At 66.6% G+C, this 18,053-nt stretch carries 12 protein-coding genes; 3 read left to right on the forward strand and 9 right to left on the reverse strand.

The genetic code is table 11. The features are described 5' to 3' along the window. Nucleotide 1 precedes the first annotated feature (1 nt). The 4 genes from ACOHWE_RS14380 to ACOHWE_RS14395 all read right to left on the reverse strand — a co-directional run bounded on the left by ACOHWE_RS14380 (nucleotide 2) and on the right by ACOHWE_RS14395 (nucleotide 7,960). Complete coding sequence (locus tag ACOHWE_RS14380) at nucleotides 2–1,180, reverse strand: HlyD family type I secretion periplasmic adaptor subunit (RefSeq protein WP_420667349.1); 1,179 nt, start codon at nucleotides 1,178–1,180, stop codon at nucleotides 2–4. After that, the gene (locus ACOHWE_RS14385) at nucleotides 1,177–3,474 is read right to left on the reverse strand and encodes an ATP-binding cassette domain-containing protein (RefSeq protein ID WP_420667350.1); all 2,298 of its coding nucleotides are present in this window, start codon (nucleotides 3,472–3,474) and stop codon (nucleotides 1,177–1,179) included. The genes ACOHWE_RS14380 and ACOHWE_RS14385 overlap by 4 nt, the downstream gene beginning before the upstream one ends. Further along, nucleotides 3,471–4,760, reverse strand: a complete 1,290-nt coding sequence (locus ACOHWE_RS14390; RefSeq protein ID WP_420667352.1) for a TolC family protein — start codon at nucleotides 4,758–4,760, stop codon at nucleotides 3,471–3,473. The genes ACOHWE_RS14385 and ACOHWE_RS14390 overlap by 4 nt, the downstream gene beginning before the upstream one ends. An 86-nt stretch (nucleotides 4,761–4,846) precedes the next feature. After that, nucleotides 4,847–7,960 carry an Ig-like domain-containing protein gene (locus ACOHWE_RS14395; RefSeq protein ID WP_420667354.1) on the reverse strand — a complete coding sequence of 1,038 codons (3,114 nt, stop codon included), beginning with the start codon at nucleotides 7,958–7,960 and terminating at the stop codon, nucleotides 4,847–4,849. 668 nt (nucleotides 7,961–8,628) lie between these two features. Here ACOHWE_RS14395 and ACOHWE_RS14400 point away from each other — a divergent pair. Genes ACOHWE_RS14400 through ACOHWE_RS14410 form a run of 3 tightly spaced genes read left to right on the forward strand, consistent with a single transcriptional unit; the run spans nucleotide 8,629 to nucleotide 13,424 of the window. Then, complete coding sequence (locus tag ACOHWE_RS14400; protein WP_420667355.1) at nucleotides 8,629–10,563, forward strand: PrkA family serine protein kinase; 1,935 nt, start codon at nucleotides 8,629–8,631, stop codon at nucleotides 10,561–10,563. Between the two features lie 19 nt (nucleotides 10,564–10,582). Then, complete coding sequence (locus tag ACOHWE_RS14405; protein WP_420667357.1) at nucleotides 10,583–11,920, forward strand: YeaH/YhbH family protein; 1,338 nt, start codon at nucleotides 10,583–10,585, stop codon at nucleotides 11,918–11,920. After that, nucleotides 11,907–13,424 (forward strand): SpoVR family protein, encoded by a 1,518-nt coding sequence (locus ACOHWE_RS14410; protein WP_420667358.1) that lies wholly within the window; start codon nucleotides 11,907–11,909, stop codon nucleotides 13,422–13,424. The genes ACOHWE_RS14405 and ACOHWE_RS14410 overlap by 14 nt, the downstream gene beginning before the upstream one ends. Before the next feature lie 523 nt (nucleotides 13,425–13,947). On the opposite strand, the gene ACOHWE_RS14415 is transcribed toward ACOHWE_RS14410, so the two are convergent. The 5 genes from ACOHWE_RS14415 to pcaC form a co-directional block, all read right to left on the reverse strand. Then, the gene (locus ACOHWE_RS14415; RefSeq protein WP_420667359.1) at nucleotides 13,948–15,063 is read right to left on the reverse strand and encodes an S-(hydroxymethyl)glutathione dehydrogenase/class III alcohol dehydrogenase; all 1,116 of its coding nucleotides are present in this window, start codon (nucleotides 15,061–15,063) and stop codon (nucleotides 13,948–13,950) included. 324 nt (nucleotides 15,064–15,387) lie between these two features. Continuing rightward, on the reverse strand, nucleotides 15,388–16,218 hold the full coding sequence (locus tag ACOHWE_RS14420; protein WP_420667360.1) for a 3-oxoadipate:acetyl-CoA acetyltransferase: 831 nt from the start codon (nucleotides 16,216–16,218) through the stop codon (nucleotides 15,388–15,390). A gap of 12 nt (nucleotides 16,219–16,230) precedes the next feature. Next, nucleotides 16,231–16,848, reverse strand: a complete 618-nt coding sequence (gene pcaG, locus ACOHWE_RS14425; protein WP_420667382.1) for a protocatechuate 3,4-dioxygenase subunit alpha — start codon at nucleotides 16,846–16,848, stop codon at nucleotides 16,231–16,233. A 2-nt stretch (nucleotides 16,849–16,850) separates the two neighbouring features. After that, on the reverse strand, nucleotides 16,851–17,579 hold the full coding sequence (pcaH, locus tag ACOHWE_RS14430; protein ID WP_420667361.1) for a protocatechuate 3,4-dioxygenase subunit beta: 729 nt from the start codon (nucleotides 17,577–17,579) through the stop codon (nucleotides 16,851–16,853). Then, the gene (pcaC, locus tag ACOHWE_RS14435; protein WP_420667362.1) at nucleotides 17,579–17,992 is read right to left on the reverse strand and encodes a 4-carboxymuconolactone decarboxylase; all 414 of its coding nucleotides are present in this window, start codon (nucleotides 17,990–17,992) and stop codon (nucleotides 17,579–17,581) included. Before pcaC ends, pcaH begins: the two co-directional genes overlap by 1 nt. Nucleotides 17,993–18,053 lie beyond the last annotated feature (61 nt).

Raw genomic sequence — 18,053 nt, forward strand, 5'->3', positions numbered from 1 at the left:
CTCAGGGTTCGCGCAACGCCTCGCGCGACTTGTAGAGCGGTTTCAGCAGGTATTGCAGCACGGTCTTGCTGCCGGTTCGCAATTCGGCGGTGGCCCGCATGCCGGGGCGGATCTCGATCTCCTGCTGGCGTTCGGTGAAGCTGGCGGGATCGACGTTCACGGTGACCCGGTAGTAGGGTTCGGCGCGCGGGTTGCGTTCGTCCTCAAACGTGTCGGCGGACACGAAATCCACCGTACCGCGCAGCGCCCCGTAGATGGTGTAGTCATAAGCCGAAAGCTTGATGGTGGCGTCCTGGCCCGGCTCGACGCTGGCGATGTTCTCGGGCTTGATGCGTGCCTCGACGTGCAGTTCCTCGCCGAGCGGGATGATCTCCAGGATTTCCTCGCCGGGGCGGATGACGCCGCCGATGGTGGTGACGGCAAGCCGGTTGACGATGCCGGTCATCGGCGCGGTGATCACGGTGCGGGTGAGCTGATCCTGAGCGAGGCGCTGCTCCTGGCGCAGCGTGGTCAGCTCGCGCAGGGTGCGGGCATAGTCCTCGGCCTGCTCCAGTTCGGCCTGGGTGCCGATTTCGTTGTATTTGGCGCGCGCGTCGGTGGCGGCGTTGCGGGCGCGGTTCACCTCGATGAGGGCGACGATCTTGTCGCGGTGGAGCCGTTCCAGGGTGGCAAGCTCCCCGTCGAGCTGTTCCATAATCTGGCGGGCGCTGCCGCTGCGGCTGGTGACATCCGCGTGACGCGCCTTCAGAAGCGCGCGTTCTGAGGCGAGAAGCCCGGGCGAGCGCTCGGCCAGGTCCTCCGGCACGGTGAAATCGTCGGCGCCCTGCATCTGCGCCTCCAGCCGGAGGCGGCGGATCTCCAGCGCGTCGATCTGGTTCTGCAGTTCGTCGGCGGCGGTGCGGAACTTGGTGTCCTGAAGCCGCGCCAGCGTCTGTCCCTTCGCCACGGTGTCGCCCTGGCGGACGGAGAGCTCGGCCAGGATGCCGCCTTCGAGGTTCTGCACGATCTGCGCCCGCGAGGAGGAGACCACCTGGCCCTCGCCGCGCACGATCTCGTCGACCGGGGCAAAGGCGGCCCAGATCAGGAACACCGCGACCGCGCCGGCGGCGAGGTAGATGATGCGGCTGGCGCCGCGGGGGGCGTCCTGCTGGCCGTAGGGATCGTTCAGGGCAAGGCTCATTTGCCGTCTCCTGCGGCTGCGAGATGGGCGAGTACCTGATCGCGCGGGCCGTCAACCACCATGCGGCCCGCCTGCAGGATAAGGGTGCGGTTGGTGAGCGACAGGATCGGCATGCGGTGGGTGGCGATCACCGCTGTGCGGCCTTGGAGCCAGTGCTCAAGCCGGCTGACCAGGGTGCGCTCCAGCGTCTGGTCGAGTGCCGCCGTGGGTTCGTCCAGCAGCACCACGGCCGGGTCCTGCAGCCACAGCCGGGCCCAGCCGATCGACTGGCGCTGGCCGATCGACAAGCCGCCGCCGCCGTCGCCAATGGCAAGGTCCAGTCCTTTGTGATGGCCGCGCACGAAGCTGCCGAGGCCAGCGAAATCAAGCGCTTGCATCAGCCGCTCGTCATCGCGTTCGAGCTGGTTGAGGTTTAGGTTGTCGCGCAAGGAGCCCGCGAACAGGCGCACGTCCTGGCTCAGGTAGCCGATGCCTGCGCGCAGATCGCGCGGGTCGATCTGGCTCATGTCGGTGCCGTCGAGCAGGATGCGGCCGCGGTCGGGCGCGTAGAGGCCGGAGAGCAGTTTCAGGAGCGTCGACTTGCCGGAGCCGTTCACCCCCAGCACCGCGACCCGCTGGCCCGGGGTGATCGCCACCGCCGGCACGTCGAGGGTGGGGGCGGCGTCGTCTTCGTAGCGGTAGAGGATCTCGCGCAGCTCGAAGCGGCCTCTGAGCTGCGGACGGCGCAGGTAGCTGCGGTCCGCGTCCTTCTCCTGCGGTGCCTGGGCGATGGCGTCGAGGCCTTCGAGCGCCGCCTTCACGTTGCTCCAGCGCGCGAGTGTCGCGGCGAACTGGGTGAGCGGCGCGAGGGTCCGGCTGGTCAGGATGCCGGTGGCGATGATGGTCCCGACGGTGAACTCCCCTGCAAAGACCAGCAGCGTGCCGAGCACCACCGCGGTGATATAGGTCGCCTGCTGGATGCCCTGCGACCAGTAGGTGAGGGCGCTCGACAGCTTGCGCTGCTCGGTCGCGGAGTGCGACGACAGCACGTTCAGCTCGTCCCAGAGCCGCAGCACCCGTTCCTCGCCGCGCTGGGTCTTCACGGTGTCCAGTTCCGTCACCACCTCGTGCAGCAGGCGGCCCGCTTTCGCATTGGCACCCTGGGTCTGGCGGGTGAGGGCGATCATCTTCTTCTGCATGAAATAGGCAGGCAGCAGCATCAGGATGCCGCCCGCGATGATCACCCAGACCACCGGTCCGGCGATGGAGGCGACCAGCAGCAGGAAGACCGCGATGAAGGGGATGTCGGCCAGGGTGGCGATGGTGGTGGAGGTGAAGAACTCCCTGACCGAGCCGAAATCGCGCATCGCCGCAAACAGGCCGGAGGGCGGCAGCGGCTTCTTGTCCGAGCGCATGCCGATCAGGCGGCGCATCAGGTTGTGCTGCACCGAAAGCTCGATCCGGCGGCCCGCGGAATCGGTGAGCCGGGCGCGGGCGAGTTTCAGCAGCGCCTCCAGCGCGATGGCAAGGAAGGCGCCGGCCGCGAGCACCCAGAGCGTCGCGTGCGACTGGTGCGGCACCACCCGGTCATAGACCTGCAGGGAGAACAGCGCGACCGAGACCGCAAGCACGTTGGCAACCAGCGAGCCGAGCATGATCTCGCCGACCTGGCGGCGGTACTTGGGGAACTCGCTCCAGAACCAGTGGCCTGCGTGGAGCTGCGGGGTGTGGCGCGCGGCCATCTGGCTGAGCGACGGGCGGGCCGAGAGCACGGTGCCGGTGAAATAGGGCCGGAACTCGCCCGCGGGCACCTCGCTCCGGTTGTCCGGGCAGGAGGCGTCGTAGATGGTGAGGGTCTCGCCCTCCTGAGCCAGAACCAGCACGCACTGGCCGCCCGACATCACCGCGATTGCAGGCCAGAGAGCGGGGGCGAGCGACTGTTTTTCCAGGACCTTCGGCTGCAGTCCGGTAGTGGCAAGCGCCTTGGCCAGCGTTTGAAGGGTAAGCTCGCCCGTGGTTTCGGACCAGATGAAGCTGACGATGTCGCCCACCGGAACCTCCGCCCCCTTGAGCGCGGCAAGCGTCGCCAGCAGGCTTGCGCGGTGCTGGATGCGGGCGGCGGCGCCTTCGATCAGCGTGCCGACTTCCGGTCCGGATGCGGGGCCGGCGGTGCCGGTCTCGCGCGGCGGCGGGGCCTTGGCGGCGTCGCGGCGGCCGGGTGCGGGCGGCACCGCGCGCAAGGCCGGCCCCGGACCCGCGGCGGGGCGGGGGGAGTTGGCCGGGGGCGGGGGCGGCGTGCGGGTGAACTTGGTCAAATCCGGTTCCCATCGGCGAGGAGGCCCATCTCGCGGGCCAGTTCAAGCTGGATCAGCACCACTTCGTATTTCGCGTCGATCAGCGCCTGCTCGCGGCGCACCAGCTCCTCATAGACCTGGATCACCTCCATCACCGGGCGCTGGCCGGCCTCGAACTGCGCCTTGAACAGGCGGTAAGTCTCGCGGCTGCGGGCCACCAGTGCGGCGGTCTCGCTCTGCTGGCGGCGGAAGGAGGCGAGCCGCTGGGTGAGCCGGGCGCGGTTGCGGCCGGCCTCCTCTCGGGCTTCGCCGACCTGGCGGCGGGCGGCTTCCTTGGCGGCTTCCTGCGCCTTCAGCGCAGCGGGGGTGCCCAGGCCGAGCGGCTGGCCGGTGCCGAGCGTGAGCCCCGCTCCGGAGCCATCGGTGGTCACGTTGCCCGCGGCGGAGATCTGCGGCAGCAGACCCGCGCGGGCGATCTTCGCCCCGGCAATGGCGCGCTCGGCCTCGGCTTCGGCCTTGAGTTCGGAGAGGAATTCTCCCTCCGGCGGCAGCGGCGCGATAGCCAGCCCGGCGGGGCGGGCGGGGAACTGGCGGCCGGTCATTGCGTGAAGCTCGGCCCGCGCAGTGGCCGCTGCATCGCGGGCGGTGTGGGCGGCGGTGCGCAAGCCGCTGATCTTGCTGTCGGTCACGTTGAGGTCGGAGGGGTCCGAGAGGCCGCCTTCGACACGCCCCTGCACGATGCGGCGGAAGGCCTGCATCCGCGCCAGGGCCCGCTCGCCGTAGGCCGCCTTATCCTCGCCGCGCAATGCAGCCACGTAGAGTCCGGCGGCGGTCTCGACGCGGCCGTTGATGTCGGCGGAGAGGGTGACGGCGGCGACCTCCACATCGGCGGCCGCAAAGGCGCGTTCGGCCTTGCGGCGGCCGTTGTCGAACAGCACCTGCTCGATCAGGAGTCCCGCCACCAGATCGCCCAGATCGGTGAGGCTGACCGAAGGCCCCAGCGTCGGCAGCCAGTTCTTGGAAGCCGCCACGGCGCGCAGCCTGGCGCTGGTCAGTTCGGCCTCGGCGGCGCGGGCGGAGGCGGCGATGGCGGCCTCGCCCACCTCGGCAAGCGCGGATCCGGGCTGCAGCACGGCGCGGCGGGTGCTCAGCGCGCGGATTACCTCGGAGGGGTTCTCCGCGCCTTCCTGCGCAAAGTTCCGGCCCGGCCCCGTGGCCTCCGGGGCATTGCCGCCGCCAAAAGGCTGCGCGCACGCCGAAAGGCTGCACAACAGTGCGAAAGCGCAGATTGAGCGTCGCGGTAACATCCGGCCCGGGGCCCTTTCCGGTCTTGGCATTGGTTGGGGGCGGGCCCGGTGGCCGCCTGTTGCGCCAGCCGCCGGGCCCGGAAGGGTCAGATCACGACGTTCACGTCCTCGTCCACCACCAGCGTGGTGCCGTCGGTGCCGACGGTATAGACGTTGTAGGTCTCGCCATCCTCGGTGCGGGTGCCGGCCGCGGTGGCGCCGGTCAAAGTCAGCGTATCGTCGGCGCCGCCGTGCACAGTGAGCGTGTCCGAATTGCCGGAAAGCGCCTGGATGCTCGCTTCGCTCAGCGTGAGGTTCACGTCGGAGGCGTAATCGAGGTTCAGTTCGTCGATGTTGAACTGCGGCAGGCCTGCGTGGTCGAGTGTGCCCGCGTTGCTGGCATTGTCGTCCAGCACCACCAGCGAGCTGGAGCTGTTGCCCGCGGCGTCCTGGCGGCTGACCACCAGATGGGTGCCATCGGGGATCGCTGCGTCGAAAGTGAACTCGGTGCCGAAGACCGGATCGGCGTCCACCGTTGCCGAGGGCGCGGAGACGGTGCCGCCGTCCTCCAGCGCGCTGACCGAATAGTTGTCGGTGGCGCCTTCGGTGGCGATGCGCCGCACGTCCGCGCCCGAGAAGGTCACCGAGTCGACAGACGGGGTGTCGTATTCGGTGTCGACGCTGAAGGCCTCTGTCAGGGTGCGGCTGTTGCCGGCAGCGTCGGTCGCGGTGATGGTGGCGGAGGTGCTGTAGGTGCCTTCGGGGAGATCGGAGGCCGCGAAAGCGGCGCTCCAGTTCCCGCTGGCATCCACGGCGGCGTCGCGGGTCACGCCGCCAATCGTCACCTCCACCGCCGAGCCCGCTTCCACGGTGCCGGTGAGGGTCAGCCCCGCGGCATGTTCGGCGCGGTTCAGCACGTCGTCGGCGGTCTGATCCGGTTCGGCGGTGAGCGGCGTCACTTCGGTGTCGACCGCCAGGGTCTCGATGATCTGCTCGCTGTTGCCGGCCGCGTCTGTGGCGGTGATCACAACCCCCGCGTTGTAGGTGCCCGCGGGGATGTCGCCATCCTCAAAGCTGACCGCCCAATTGCCGGTGTCATCGACCGTGGCGGTGCGCGACACGCTGCCGAGCCCCACCACTACCGTGGCACCGGGGTCGACAGTGCCGGTGAGGGTGATGCCGGCCGCATCCTCCGCCGCGTTCACGGTGCCGTCGCCGCCGGCCTGGTCCGCGTCATAGGACACGTTGAGTTCCGTGTCGACGCTGAAGCTTTCGGTCAGGCTGCGGCTGTTGCCGGCCGCATCGGTCGCGGTGACGGTGGCGGAGGTGTCATAGGTGCCCTCGGGGAGGTCGGCGGCCTCGAAAGTGGCGCTCCAGTTGCCGTCGGCATCCACTGTGGCAGCGCGGGTCACACCTTCGATGGTGACCGACACTGCCGAGCCCGTTTCCACGGTGCCGGTGAGGGTGATACCCGCGGCGTGTTCCGCGCGGTTCACCACGTCGTCGGCGGTCTGCTCCGCCTCGGCGGTGAGCGGCGCCAATTCGGTGTCAACTGCGAGGGTCTCGACGATTTGTTCGCTGTTGCCGGCCGCGTCGGTGACCGTGACCACCACTTCCGCGTCGTAGGTGCCCGCGGGAATGTCTCCGTCGGCGAAGCTCGCCGACCAGTTGCCATCGGCATCGACGGCTGCGGTGCGGGAAACCCCGCCCAGCTCCACTACCACAGTGGCGTCCGGGTCGGCGGTGCCGGTGAGGGTGATGCCGGCCGCGTCCTCGGCCGCGTTTACCGTATCGTCGCCGCCGGCCTGGCCGTCGCCGTAAGCCGCAGCGAGTGAGGTGTCCACGCGCAGGGTGCTGGTGATGGTCTCGCTGTTGCCGGCCGCGTCGGTCGCTGTGATGGTGACGGGCGCGTCATATTCTCCGGCCGCGATCTCGGAGGCGGCAAAATCGGCGCTCCAGTTGCCCGCCTCATCGGCGGTAACGCTGCGGGTCAGCCCCTGGAATTCCACGGTGATGCTGGCGCCGGCTTCGCTGGTGCCGGTCAGCGTCACCCCGTCGGAGGCCTCGGACGCATTGATGATGTCGTCGCCCTCCACCGTGCCGCGGGCCACCGGCGGCGCGACAGTATCGACGCGCAGCATATCCCCGGTGGTGGCGCTATTGCCGAAGCTGTCCGTGGTGGTGATGGAGATGGCGGTGTCATATTCGCCGGTGGGGATCTCCTCCGGGGTGAAGGTGAGCGTCCAGGTGCCGTCCTCGGCCACGGTGGTGCTGCGGGCAGTGCCCTCGATCTCCAGGGTAACGGTGGCGCCGGCCTCGCCGGTGCCGGTGATCACGGTGCCCTCGGCCTGCTCCTCGCCGTTCACGATGTCGCCGGTGGAGACCGCGCCGCTGGTGATTTCAGCTTCGGGCGGGGTGGTGTCGATCACCACCTCGGGACCGTCAAGCGTGTATTCGGTGCCGTCGGGCGCGGTCACCTGCACTTCGGTCTCGTAGCTGCCGTCCTCGGGCAGTTCGTCCACCGGGAAGCTGACGCTCCAGATGCCGTCGTCGTCCACGGTGGTGGTCGCAGTGGCGGTGCCGAGCGTCACGGTCACCTCGGAGTCGGCCTCGCCGGTGCCGGTGATCACCACCGGATCGGTGCTGGAGCCGGAGATTGGATAGGAGGCATCAGGGTCGTCCACGGTGGGCACGATTGCCGCCGGGCCGGTGCTGCCGTCACCGCCGCCGCCGCCGCCGCTTGCAACCAGCGCTGCCGCGCCGACGCCCGCTGCCGCGCCGGCCGCCCCCAGCCCGCCGAACCCTGCCGCCGCCAGCGGTGCGACCACCGGCTCGATGCGGTCGACGCCGAGGAACATCATGTCGTCGTAGCTGCTCCACTTGCCGGTTAGGTCAAGCGGCTCGTAGCCCGCAAAGAGCATTCCGCCGGCCTTGTCCTCCAGAACCACCTCGACCATCGCGTTGTCGGCGCTGAGGAACAGGTTCTTGCTGCCGCCCGCGCCGCCGGTGAAGTAGTTTTCCAGGATCAGCGTCTGGCCGTTGGCAAGGGTGATGTGCAGGTCGCCGCCATGGCGGGCGTAGCTTTCGACGTCAGCCGCCACGAGGTTCAGCGAGATATCCTTGAAGGGCGCCGCGTTGAGGCGCGCCGGGGTGCCTTCGGAAAAATTGCCGTGCCGGGTGGTGCCCGCGGGATCGCGGGTAATGTAAGCTACCGTTGTCATTTTATACCGCTCGTCTGTTCCCTTTGCCGCCGGGGCGCTGGCGGACAAAGCGGGGTTGCAATGCCTGAAGTTTTGCCCTTTTGCCGTCTTTGCGGCCTGTTTTTGGCCATACTGCGACAATTTTAGTAATCTTGTCTATAGTTTGGTGGCGGGTGGCGCGGCGGAAAGCAAGCCACCCGTGGCGCGGGTGCCGCAGAAATCCCATCCTTTCAGGGCAACTGTGGCCGATTTGCCCGGCCCGTCCGCAGGGTGCCTCGGGCGAGTGGTGTGGCGGGGCGCACGTCAGGGTGGAAATCGCCGCCGGCGGGCCCGGAATGCCGCGTTGCAGAAGCTGCGTTGCGGCTTCCCGCTCGCCGCGAAGTGAGGAAAATTTCCTGCAATAGCCTCTGGCAATTAATTAAAAATACACCACTTTCAGATAGTAAGAAGTTCGTAAATGGTGTAAGCTCGGACGTGAAGGATTGACGCTGAAAGCCTGGACTCCGGGTGCGGGCCGCCGCCAAGAGCAGCCAGCCGGTCGCGTGACGCCAGCAGCGGCGCCGAGCAGAAATCAGAAACCAAACACCAACGCGGACACTTTCGGCCCACGCGAGAGCCCCTCTCTGTCCGTGTGCGAACAACACGCCAGGAGGAACGGCGCGAAGCAAACCCAGGAGGCTTGATCCACGATGAAAGACATTGCCGAACTTTTTGCAGAGCAGTACGGCCAGACGCGCGAGCAGGAAATGCCGCTGCAGGAGTATCTCAACACCTGCCGCGACGATCCCAGCCTCTACGCGAATGTGGCCGAGAGGATGTTGAATGCCATCGGCGAACGTGAGCTGGTCGATACCTCCAAGAACTCCCGGCTGGGCCCGATCTTTCAGAACCGGACCATCAAGCGCTACAGCGCCTTTCACGATTTCTACGGAATGGAGGACACGATCGAGCGCATCGTGGGCTTCTTCCGCCACGCCGCGCAAGGCCTGGAAGAGCGCAAGCAGATCCTCTACCTGCTGGGCCCGGTCGGCGGCGGCAAATCCTCCCTCGCGGAGCGGCTGAAGCGGCTGATGGAAGATCAGCCGATCTACGTGCTGAAGGCGGGCGACCAGATCTCGCCGATCTTCGAAAGCCCGCTTGGCCTGTTCGATCCGGTCCGCATGGGCAAGATCCTGGCCGATGAATACGGCATTGCGCAGCACCGGCTGCCGGGGCTGATGTCGCCCTGGGCGGTGCAGCGGCTGGATGAATTCGACGGCGATATCAACAAGTTCTCGGTGGTGAAGATGCATCCCTCGCGGCTGCGCCGGATCTGCGTGGCGAAGGTGGAGCCGGGCGACGAGAACAACCAGGACATTTCAACCCTGGTCGGCAAGGTCGATATCCGCCAGCTCGAGCACTACAGCCAGGACAATCCCGACGCCTACAGCTTCTCCGGCGGTCTGAACCGCGCCACCCAGGGGATCCTGGAGTTCGTCGAGATGTTCAAGGCGCCGATCAAGATGCTGCACCCGCTGCTGACGGCGACCCAGGAAGGCAACTACATGGGCACCGAAAGCTTCGGCGCCATCCCCTTCAGCGGGCTGATCCTCGCGCATTCCAACGAAAGCGAGTGGCAGCAGTTCAAGAACAACAAGAACAACGAGGCCTTCATCGACCGGGTGTCGATCGTCAAGGTGCCTTACTGCCTGCGGGTGACCGAGGAATCGCAGATCTACGAGAAGCTGATCGAGAACAGCGAGCTGCGCGATGCGCCCTGCGCGCCGGAAACGCTGAAGATCCTGTCGCGCTTCTCGGTGCTGACCCGGCTGAAGCCGCATGAGAACTCCAACCTCTACTCGAAGATGCGGGTCTATGACGGCGAAAGCCTGAAGGACACCGACCCCAAGGCGAAGACCGTGCAGGAATACCAGGACCGGGCCGGCGTCGATGAGGGCATGAACGGCATCTCCACCCGCTTTGCCTTCAAGGTTCTGTCGGGCGTGTTCAACTTCGATACCGAGGAGGTCGCCGCGGATCCGGTGCACCTGATGTATGTGCTCGAGCAGATGATCAAGCGCGAGCAGTTCCCCCAGGAGACCGAACAGAAGTACCTGGAGTTCATCAAGACCGAACTGGCGCCGCGCTATGAGGAGTTCATCGGCAACGAAATCCAGAAGGCGTACCTCGAAAGTTATACCGAATACGGCCAGAATGTCTTCGACCGCTACATCGCCTATGCCGATGCCTGGATCGAGGAGCAGGACTACAAGGATCCCGACACCGGCCAGCTTTACAACCGCGAGGTGCTGGATGCGGAGCTTTCGAAGATCGAGAAGCCGGTCGGCATCGCCAATCCCAAGGACTTCCGCAACGAGGTCGTCAAATTCGCCCTGCGCCACCGTGCCAATACCGGGTCCAATCCTGCCTGGAACTCCTACGAGAAGCTGCGCGACGTGATCGAGAAGCACATGTTCTCCCAGGTCGAGGAGCTGCTGCCGGTGATCTCCTTCGGATCGAAGAAGGACAGCAAAACCGAAAGCAAGCACCAGGAGTTCGTCGAGCGGATGCGCGGCCACGGCTACACCGACCGCCAGGTCCGGCGCCTGGTCGAATGGTACATGCGCGTCAACAAGGCGGGCTAAGAGAGGAGCGCACCCCCAGATGCATCATTTCATCGACAGGCGCTCCAACCCCAAGGGCAAGAGCCTCGGGAACCGCCAGCGGTTCCTGCGGCGGGCCCGGGAGAATATCAAGGAGCGCGTAGATCAGTCGGTCCGCGGCAAGTCGATACAGAGCGGCAGCGGCGTGCCGGATGAAGGCGAGAAGGTCACCATCCCGTCCCGGGGGCTGAAGGAGCCGCGGTTCTTCCACTCCGGCAAGGGCGGGGTGCGCCGTCACGTCCTGCCGGGCAACAAGGACTTTGTGGTCGGCGACACCATCAAACGGCCCCAGGGCGGCGCCGGCGAGGGCGGCCGCAAGGCCTCCGAAGACGGCGATGGCGAGGACGAGTTTTCCTTTACCCTGACCCAGGACGAATACCTGGAGATCCTCTTCGACGGGCTGGAACTGCCCGACCTGGTGGAGAAGGCCACGGTGGAGACCGAAACCATCGGCATACGCCGCGCCGGTCTCACCACGGCGGGCACGCCGAACAACCTCAATCTTGTGCGCACCATGCGCAACTCGCTGGGCCGCCGCATCGCCCTGCAGCGGCCCAGCACGCAGGCCCAGAAGGATCTGGAGGCGGAGGTGGCGGAGCTCGAAGCACGCGATCCCCGCACCGCAGAGGAGGAACAGCTGCTGCTCGCGCTGCAGGCCCGGCTCGACGGCATCCGCCGCAAACGCAAGGTGGTCGGCTACATCGACCCGCTCGACCTGCGCTATGACACGTTCGTGCCGGAGAAGATCCGCAATTCCCGTGCCGTGGTATTCTGCCTGATGGACGTTTCGGGCTCGATGCAGGAGCGCGAGAAGGACCTGGCCAAGCGCTTCTTCCTGCTTCTGCATCTGTTCCTCGCCCGCTGCTACGAGCACACCGAGCTGGTCTTCGTGCGCCATACCCACCACGCGCAGGAGGTGGATGAGGAGACCTTCTTCTACGCCCGCGAAACCGGCGGCACCATCGTATCCACGGCGCTGGAGAAAATGAAGGAGATCATTGCCGACCGCTATCCGCCGGACGAGTGGAACATCTACGGCGCTCAGGCGTCGGACGGGGAGAACTTCGGCAACGACTCGGCGCGCTGCAAGGCGCTGCTCCTGAATGACCTGCTGCCGGTCTGCCAGTTCTACGCTTATGTGGAAATCGTCGACGAGGCGGCGGAGATGCTGCTCAACAACCCCGAGGCCGGGGAGGACTTGTGGCAAAACTACCGTGACGTGAAGGCGCAGGCAGCGCATTTCGAGATGCAGCGGGTCTCCCAGCCCGGCCACATCTATCCGATTTTCCGGGAGTTCTTCCTCCCCAAGGTGAAAGGGGCGCAGCATGCGGGCAGCTGAACCGGCGCGCGAGCCGCTGTTCGACGGGCCGGAATGGACCTTCGAGCTGATGGAGAAGGCGCGCGACGCGATCGAGCAGATCGCGCTCGAGGACCTCGGGCTCGATGTCTACCCCAATCAGATCGAGATCATCTCCGCCGAGCAGATGCTGGATGCCTATTCCTGCGTCGGCCTGCCGCTGATGTATCAGCACTGGTCCTTCGGCAAGCATTTCGCCCGAGACGAGGCGCTCTACCGCACCGGCCGCCAGGGCCTGGCCTATGAGATCGTGATCAACTCCAACCCCTGCATCAGCTACAACATGGAAGAAAACACCATGGCGATGCAGACGCTGGTGATGGCGCATGCCGCCTTCGGCCACAATCACTTCTTCAAGAACAACTACCTGTTCCAGCAGTGGACCGATGCCTCGGGCATCCACGACTACCTGCATTTTGCCAAGAACTACATCGCGGCCTGCGAGGAGCGCTACGGGCTCACCGCAGTGGAGGAGGTCCTGGACGCCGCCCACGCGCTGCAGTCCCAGGGGGTGTTCCGCTACGGCCGCCCGCCCAAGCCCACCGCCGAGGAGCTGGCCGCGATGCAGCGGGTGCGCGAGGGCTACGAGAGCGGGCAGAGCGTGCTCGACATCTGGACCGACAGCACGATGCGGCGCGACAAGCTGGAGGAGATCAAGGACGAGCCCTACAGCGCCCGGCGCAAGGCGATGAACCTGCCGCAGGAAAACATCCTCTACTTCCTGGAAAAGCACAGCCCGGTGCTGGAGGCCTGGCAGCGCGAGATCCTGCGCATCGTGCGGATGCTGGCGCAGTATCTCTACCCGCAGAAGCAGACCAAGGTGATGAACGAGGGCTGCGCGACCTTCGTGCATTACTACATCATCAACAAGCTCTACGAGCTCGGCGCGGTCACCGAGGGCGCCTTCATGGAGATGATGCACAGCCACACCAACGTGGTGCTGCAGCCCGAATTCGACGATCCGCGCTTCTCCGGCATCAATCCATACGCGCTGGGCTTTGCGATGATGCAGGACATCCGCCGCATCTGCGAAACCCCCACCGACGAGGACCGCGAGTGGTTCCCCGATTTTGCCGGCGATCCCGACTGGCGCCGCGTGCTGCGCGACGCCTGGGCGAATTACCGCGACGAAAGCTTCATCCAGCAGTTCCTGTCGCCGCATCTGATCCGCAAGTTCAAGCTGTTCACCCTCACCAACGATGCCGAGCTGCCCAACCTGGTGGTGAGCCAGATCCACAACCGGGCCGGCTACCGCGCGATCCGCCGCGATCTCGCCAAGCAATACGACCTCGCCTATCTGGAGCCCGACATCCAGGTCACCGACGCCGACCTCCGCGGTGACCGCGAGCTGAAACTGACCCACACCGTGCGCGACGGCATCCACCTCCAGGACGAGGACCAGGAAGAGGTCCTGAAGCACCTGCGCCGCCTCTGGGGCTATGGCGTGCGTCTGGATGCGGTGGAGGCTACGCCCGGCAAGCACTGACCAGCCTGGGGCCGGGCCGGAGGGGCGGGCAGGCCGCAGGCGGCCGTCACTGCACTGGAGTTCGCATGCAGGCGAAGATTTCCTTCCCGGTCCTTTTTGGCTGCCAAACCCCGCGCGCTGGCCGCTCGGTGCAGCGTCTCACTTGAGGCGCGGGCGGAGCGCCAATCATGAGCGCTGCGACACTGCCGAACTCTTTCATCTTTCCCCAAATACTCCCGCCGGAGGCATCCTGCGTCTCCAGGTCCAGCAAGCGCGGAACAAGGCCGAAGGCCGCCGCGCATCGCCGCCGCGCCCCCTCGCGGCGGCGATTTGGCTGCGGCTTGGGATGCCCTCGAGCGGGTCTACGGATTTGGCGGGGATAAACTGCCAGTTTGGCCTGTCCGGATCGCCCCCGCGCGCGCCGGCGATGCGCGGCTTGTTTTTCTTGTCTCTATGGCCTTTCGGGCATGAACCTGCTGCACCCCAAACGAAAAAACGCAGGCCCCGGGGCCTGCGCTTGCTTTTCCGGCGATGATGCCCCGGATCAGAATTCCACCACGGCGCGGATCGACTTGCCTTCGTGCATCAGGTCAAAGCCTTCGTTGATCTGATCCAGCGTCAGCTTGTGGGTGATCATCGGGTCGATCTCGATCTTGCCGTTCATGTACCAGTCGACGATCTTCGGCACATCGGTTCTGCCGCTCGCGCCGCCAAAGGCGGTGCCGCGCCAGGAGCGGCCGGTCACCAGCTGGAAGGGGCGGGTGGAGATCTCTGCCCCCGCGGGCGCCACGCCGATGATGATCGACTCGCCCCAGCCCTTGTGCGCAGCTTCCAGCGCGGTGCGCATCACCTGCACGTTGCCGGTCGCGTCAAAGGTATAGTCGGCGCCGCCCTTGGTCAGCTCCACCAGATGCGCGACCAGATCGCCCTCTACCTCGGACGGATTCACAAAATCGGTCATGCCGAAGTGCTCGGCCATCTCCACCTTGCCGGGGTTCAGGTCGACGCCGACGATCTGGTCGGCGCCCGCCAGCCGCAGGCCCTGGATCACGTTGAGCCCGATGCCGCCAAGGCCGAAGACGATGGCGCGGCTGCCGATCTCCACCTTGGCGGTGTTGATCACCGCGCCGATGCCGGTGGTGACGCCGCAGCCGATGTAGCAGACCTTGTCGAAGGGCGCGTCTTCGCGGATCTTCGCAAGCGCGATTTCCGGCACCACGGTGTGGTTGGCGAAGGTCGAGCAGCCCATGTAGTGGTGGATCGGGGTGCCATCAAGCATCGAGAAGCGGGTGGTGCCGTCCGGCAGCAGGCCCTGGCCCTGGGTTGAGCGGATCGCCTGGCAGAGGTTGGTCTTGGGGTTGAGGCAGTATTCGCATTCGCGGCATTCGGGCGTGTAGAGCGGGATTACGTGATCGCCGGGCTTCAGCGAGGTCACGCCTTCGCCGACCTCGACCACCACGCCCGCGCCCTCATGGCCGAGGATTGCGGGGAAAATGCCTTCGGGGTCGTCGCCGGAACGGGTGAACTCGTCGGTGTGGCACAGGCCGGTTGCCTTGATTTCCACCAGGACCTCGCCCGCCTTCGGGCCTTCGAGGTTCACTTCCATGATTTCCAAGGGTTTTCCGGGGGCGACGGCGACGGCGGCGCGGGTCTTGATCATGTTCGGATTCCTTTGTTCCTGTCCTCGGGGGCGCGGGCCAGGCAAGACCCCGCGCCGTGAAATATGATGCCCGCACACGGCCCATTGGTGCGGTCCGGCTGCCCCAGCGTTACATTTGCTGGCTGGCTGGCGCAAGCGCGGCGGGCCGGACCGGGCATTGGCGTCGCGGGCCTGCGCGGAGCCTAGCAGGACAGGGCGGGAGCCCCGCGGTCCAAAAGCGGCAGCAGAGCCACGGTCCGCGCCATCGCGTGGCGCGGCCGCGGTGGCGCGGGTGGCATGCCGCAGGAGCGGTGTGAGGCGGGGCGGTGTGAGGCGGGGAGGGCGTCAGGTGGGGCGCAGCTCAAGGATTTCGCGCGCCTGCTGCCAGCTGGCAACGGGGCGCCCGTACTTTTCGCAGAGCTCCGCCGCGCGTTTGACCAGCGCGGCGTTCGAGGGCGCGAGCGTGCCGCGGTCCAGCCGCATGTTGTCCTCGAGCCCGGTGCGGGTGTGGCCGCCCGCCGCAATAGACCATTCGTTGACCTGGATCTGCCCGGCGCCAACGCCCGCGCCGCACCATTCCGCTTCCGGCGCCAGCCGCTGCATGGTCTTCACGTAGTAGTCGAAGACATCGCGGTCGACCGGCATCGCGTTCTTCACGCCCATCACGAACTGCACGTAAAGCTTGCCGGGAATGCGCCCCTCGCGGTTCATCTTCACCGCCTGGTGGATGTGGGAGAGGTCGAAGGCCTCGATCTCCGGCTTCACGTCATAGGTGCGCATCTCCGAGGCCAGCCAGTCGATCAGCTCGGGCGGGTTTTCATAGACGCGGGTCGGGAAATTGTTGGAACCGACCGAGAGCGAGGCCATGTCGGGGCGCAAGGAGAGCATGCCGCCGCGCTCGCGCCCCGCGCCGGAGCGGCCGCCGGTGGAGAGCTGGATGATCATGCCGGGGCAGTGCTTTTGCAGCCCTTCCATCAGGCGGGCGAATTTCTCCGGGTCGGAGCTCGGCGTCTGATCGTCGTTGCGCACGTGGCAATGGGCAATGGACGCGCCAGCCTCGAAAGCCTCGTGGGTGCTTTCCACCTGTTCGGCCACGGTGACGGGCACCGCGGGGTTGTTTTCCTTGGTCGGCACCGAGCCGGTGATTGCAACGCAGATGATGCAGGGTTTGGTCATGCCGGATCCCTTTCAGATGTCGAAGAAAACGGTCTCTGCCCCGCATTGCAGGCGGATGTCAAACCGGTAGAGGGGGGTGCCGCTGCCGGGCTGGCGGCGGGCGATGAGGGTGGCGCGGCGGGTCTCCGCCTCGATCAGGGCAAGCACCGGGTCGGCGGCATTGAGCTCGGGCTCATCGCCGAAATAGAGGCGGGTCTGAAGGCCTACGTTGATGCCCCGCGCAACGATCCAGAAGCTGATATGCGGCGCCATCATCCGCCCTTCCGGCCCCGGCACCGGCCCGGGCTTCACCGTGTCGAACCCCCATTCCCCGGTTTCGAAGTCGGGCACCACGCGGCCCCAGCCGGCGGGCGCCGACGTCTCGCCGGCGCCCGCCGGCTCCGGGTAGCGGCCTTCGGCATCGGCCTGCCAGACCTCGATCAGCGCGTCTTTCACCGGCGCGCCGGTGCCGTCAAGGATCACGCCCTCCACGCGGATGCGCTCGCCCTTGGCTCCGGGGCCCGCGATCATTTCGCCAAGCTGGCGCGGGTGCCGCTCAAGCCCGGCGGCGGCGGGCGCCAGCCCAATGTGCACATAGGGGCCTGCGGTCTGCGACGGGGTTTCCTTCAGCCTGTCAAAACGTTCTGTCACCATCAGTTCCCCTCCGGCCGGTTCTCAAACATGGTGGAGCGGCGCCCGCGCAGGACGATGTCGAAGCGGTAGGCGAGGCAGTCGAGCGGCACCGCGCCCTGCATGTCCAGCTTTGCCACCAGCATCTCCACCGCTTGCGGGTCGGGGATGGTGTTCACGATCGGGCAGCGGGCGATCAGCGGGTCGCCCTCGAAGTAGAGCTGGGTGATCAGCCGCTGGGCAAAGCCGGTGCCGAACACCGAGACATGGATATGCGCGGGCCGCCAGTCGTTGCCGTCGTTACGCCAGGGGTAGGCGCCGGGCTTCACGGTGCGGAAGGCATATTCCCCCTCGCTCCCGGTCAGCGTGCGCCCGCAGCCGCCGAAGTTCGGGTCCATCGCGCCGAGGTAGCCGTCCTTCTTGTGGCGGTAACGGCCGGAGGCATTGGCCTGCCAGATCTCCACCAGTGTGCCCGGCACGGGGCGGGCGTTTTCATCGAGCACACGTCCGTGCAGGAGGATGCGCTCGCCCACCGGGCTTTCGCCAGGCTTTGCGAAGTTTGTCAGCAGGTCGTTGTCGCCGGGGGCGATCGCGTTCTGGCCAAACGCAGGCCCGCGGCGCTCGCTTTCGGTGCTGGCCAGGCTGATCAGCGGCAGGCGCGGCGAGCGGGTGACCGAGGTCTTGTAGCCAGGCGCGAAGGCAGGCGGGTGCCAGCGCCGGTCGCGCGGGTAGAAGTCGCCGTCATCCGGCATCAGGATCCTCCTTCTTCCTTTTGGTCCCCAGTGGCCTCCGCCTCCATTTCGGCATAGGTGGCCTTGGCAAGTTTCAGCGCGTGGTTGGCACGCGGCACACCCGCATAGATCGCGACGTGCTGGAAGGCCTCCAGCACGTCTTCCTGGCTGGCGCCGGTATTGGCGGTGGCGCGGATATGCATCGGGATCTCGTCGAAGTTTCCGGTCGCCGCGAGGAGTGCCAGCGTCAGCATCGAACGTTCACGCAGGCTGATCCGGTCCGAGGCCCAGACCGTGCCCCAGGCGGCCTCGGTGATGAGCGCCTGGAAAGGCGCATCGAGCGCGGTGCGGCCGGCCTCAGCCCGGTCTACATGGGCATCGCCCAGCACTCGGCGCCGTATCGCCATCCCGCGGTCGTGGCAGCTTTCTGTCATCTTGCTCTCCCGTGTTGCGGGCAGTATCGCATGCCGGAATTGACCTGTATAATGGCTAATC

The sequence above is a fragment of the Cribrihabitans neustonicus genome, assembly GCF_048820895.1.
GTDB lineage: Bacteria > Pseudomonadota > Alphaproteobacteria > Rhodobacterales > Rhodobacteraceae > Cribrihabitans_A > Cribrihabitans_A neustonicus.

Excerpts from the sequence above, each read along its gene's own strand:
- ACOHWE_RS14405 (WP_420667357.1), top strand. The coding sequence starts at position 10,583 with ATGCATCATTTCATCGACAGGCGCTCCAACCCCAAGGGCAAGAGCCTC.
- pcaC (WP_420667362.1), bottom strand. The coding sequence starts at position 17,992 with ATGACAGAAAGCTGCCACGACCGCGGGATGGCGATACGGCGCCGAGTG.
- ACOHWE_RS14395 (WP_420667354.1), bottom strand. The coding sequence starts at position 7,960 with ATGACAACGGTAGCTTACATTACCCGCGATCCCGCGGGCACCACCCGG.
- ACOHWE_RS14400 (WP_420667355.1), top strand. The coding sequence starts at position 8,629 with ATGAAAGACATTGCCGAACTTTTTGCAGAGCAGTACGGCCAGACGCGC.
- ACOHWE_RS14380 (WP_420667349.1), bottom strand. The coding sequence starts at position 1,180 with ATGAGCCTTGCCCTGAACGATCCCTACGGCCAGCAGGACGCCCCCCGC.
- ACOHWE_RS14420 (WP_420667360.1), bottom strand. The coding sequence starts at position 16,218 with ATGACCAAACCCTGCATCATCTGCGTTGCAATCACCGGCTCGGTGCCG.
- ACOHWE_RS14390 (WP_420667352.1), bottom strand. The coding sequence starts at position 4,760 with ATGTTACCGCGACGCTCAATCTGCGCTTTCGCACTGTTGTGCAGCCTT.
- ACOHWE_RS14415 (WP_420667359.1), bottom strand. The coding sequence starts at position 15,063 with ATGATCAAGACCCGCGCCGCCGTCGCCGTCGCCCCCGGAAAACCCTTG.
- ACOHWE_RS14410 (WP_420667358.1), top strand. The coding sequence starts at position 11,907 with ATGCGGGCAGCTGAACCGGCGCGCGAGCCGCTGTTCGACGGGCCGGAA.
- pcaH (WP_420667361.1), bottom strand. The coding sequence starts at position 17,579 with ATGCCGGATGACGGCGACTTCTACCCGCGCGACCGGCGCTGGCACCCG.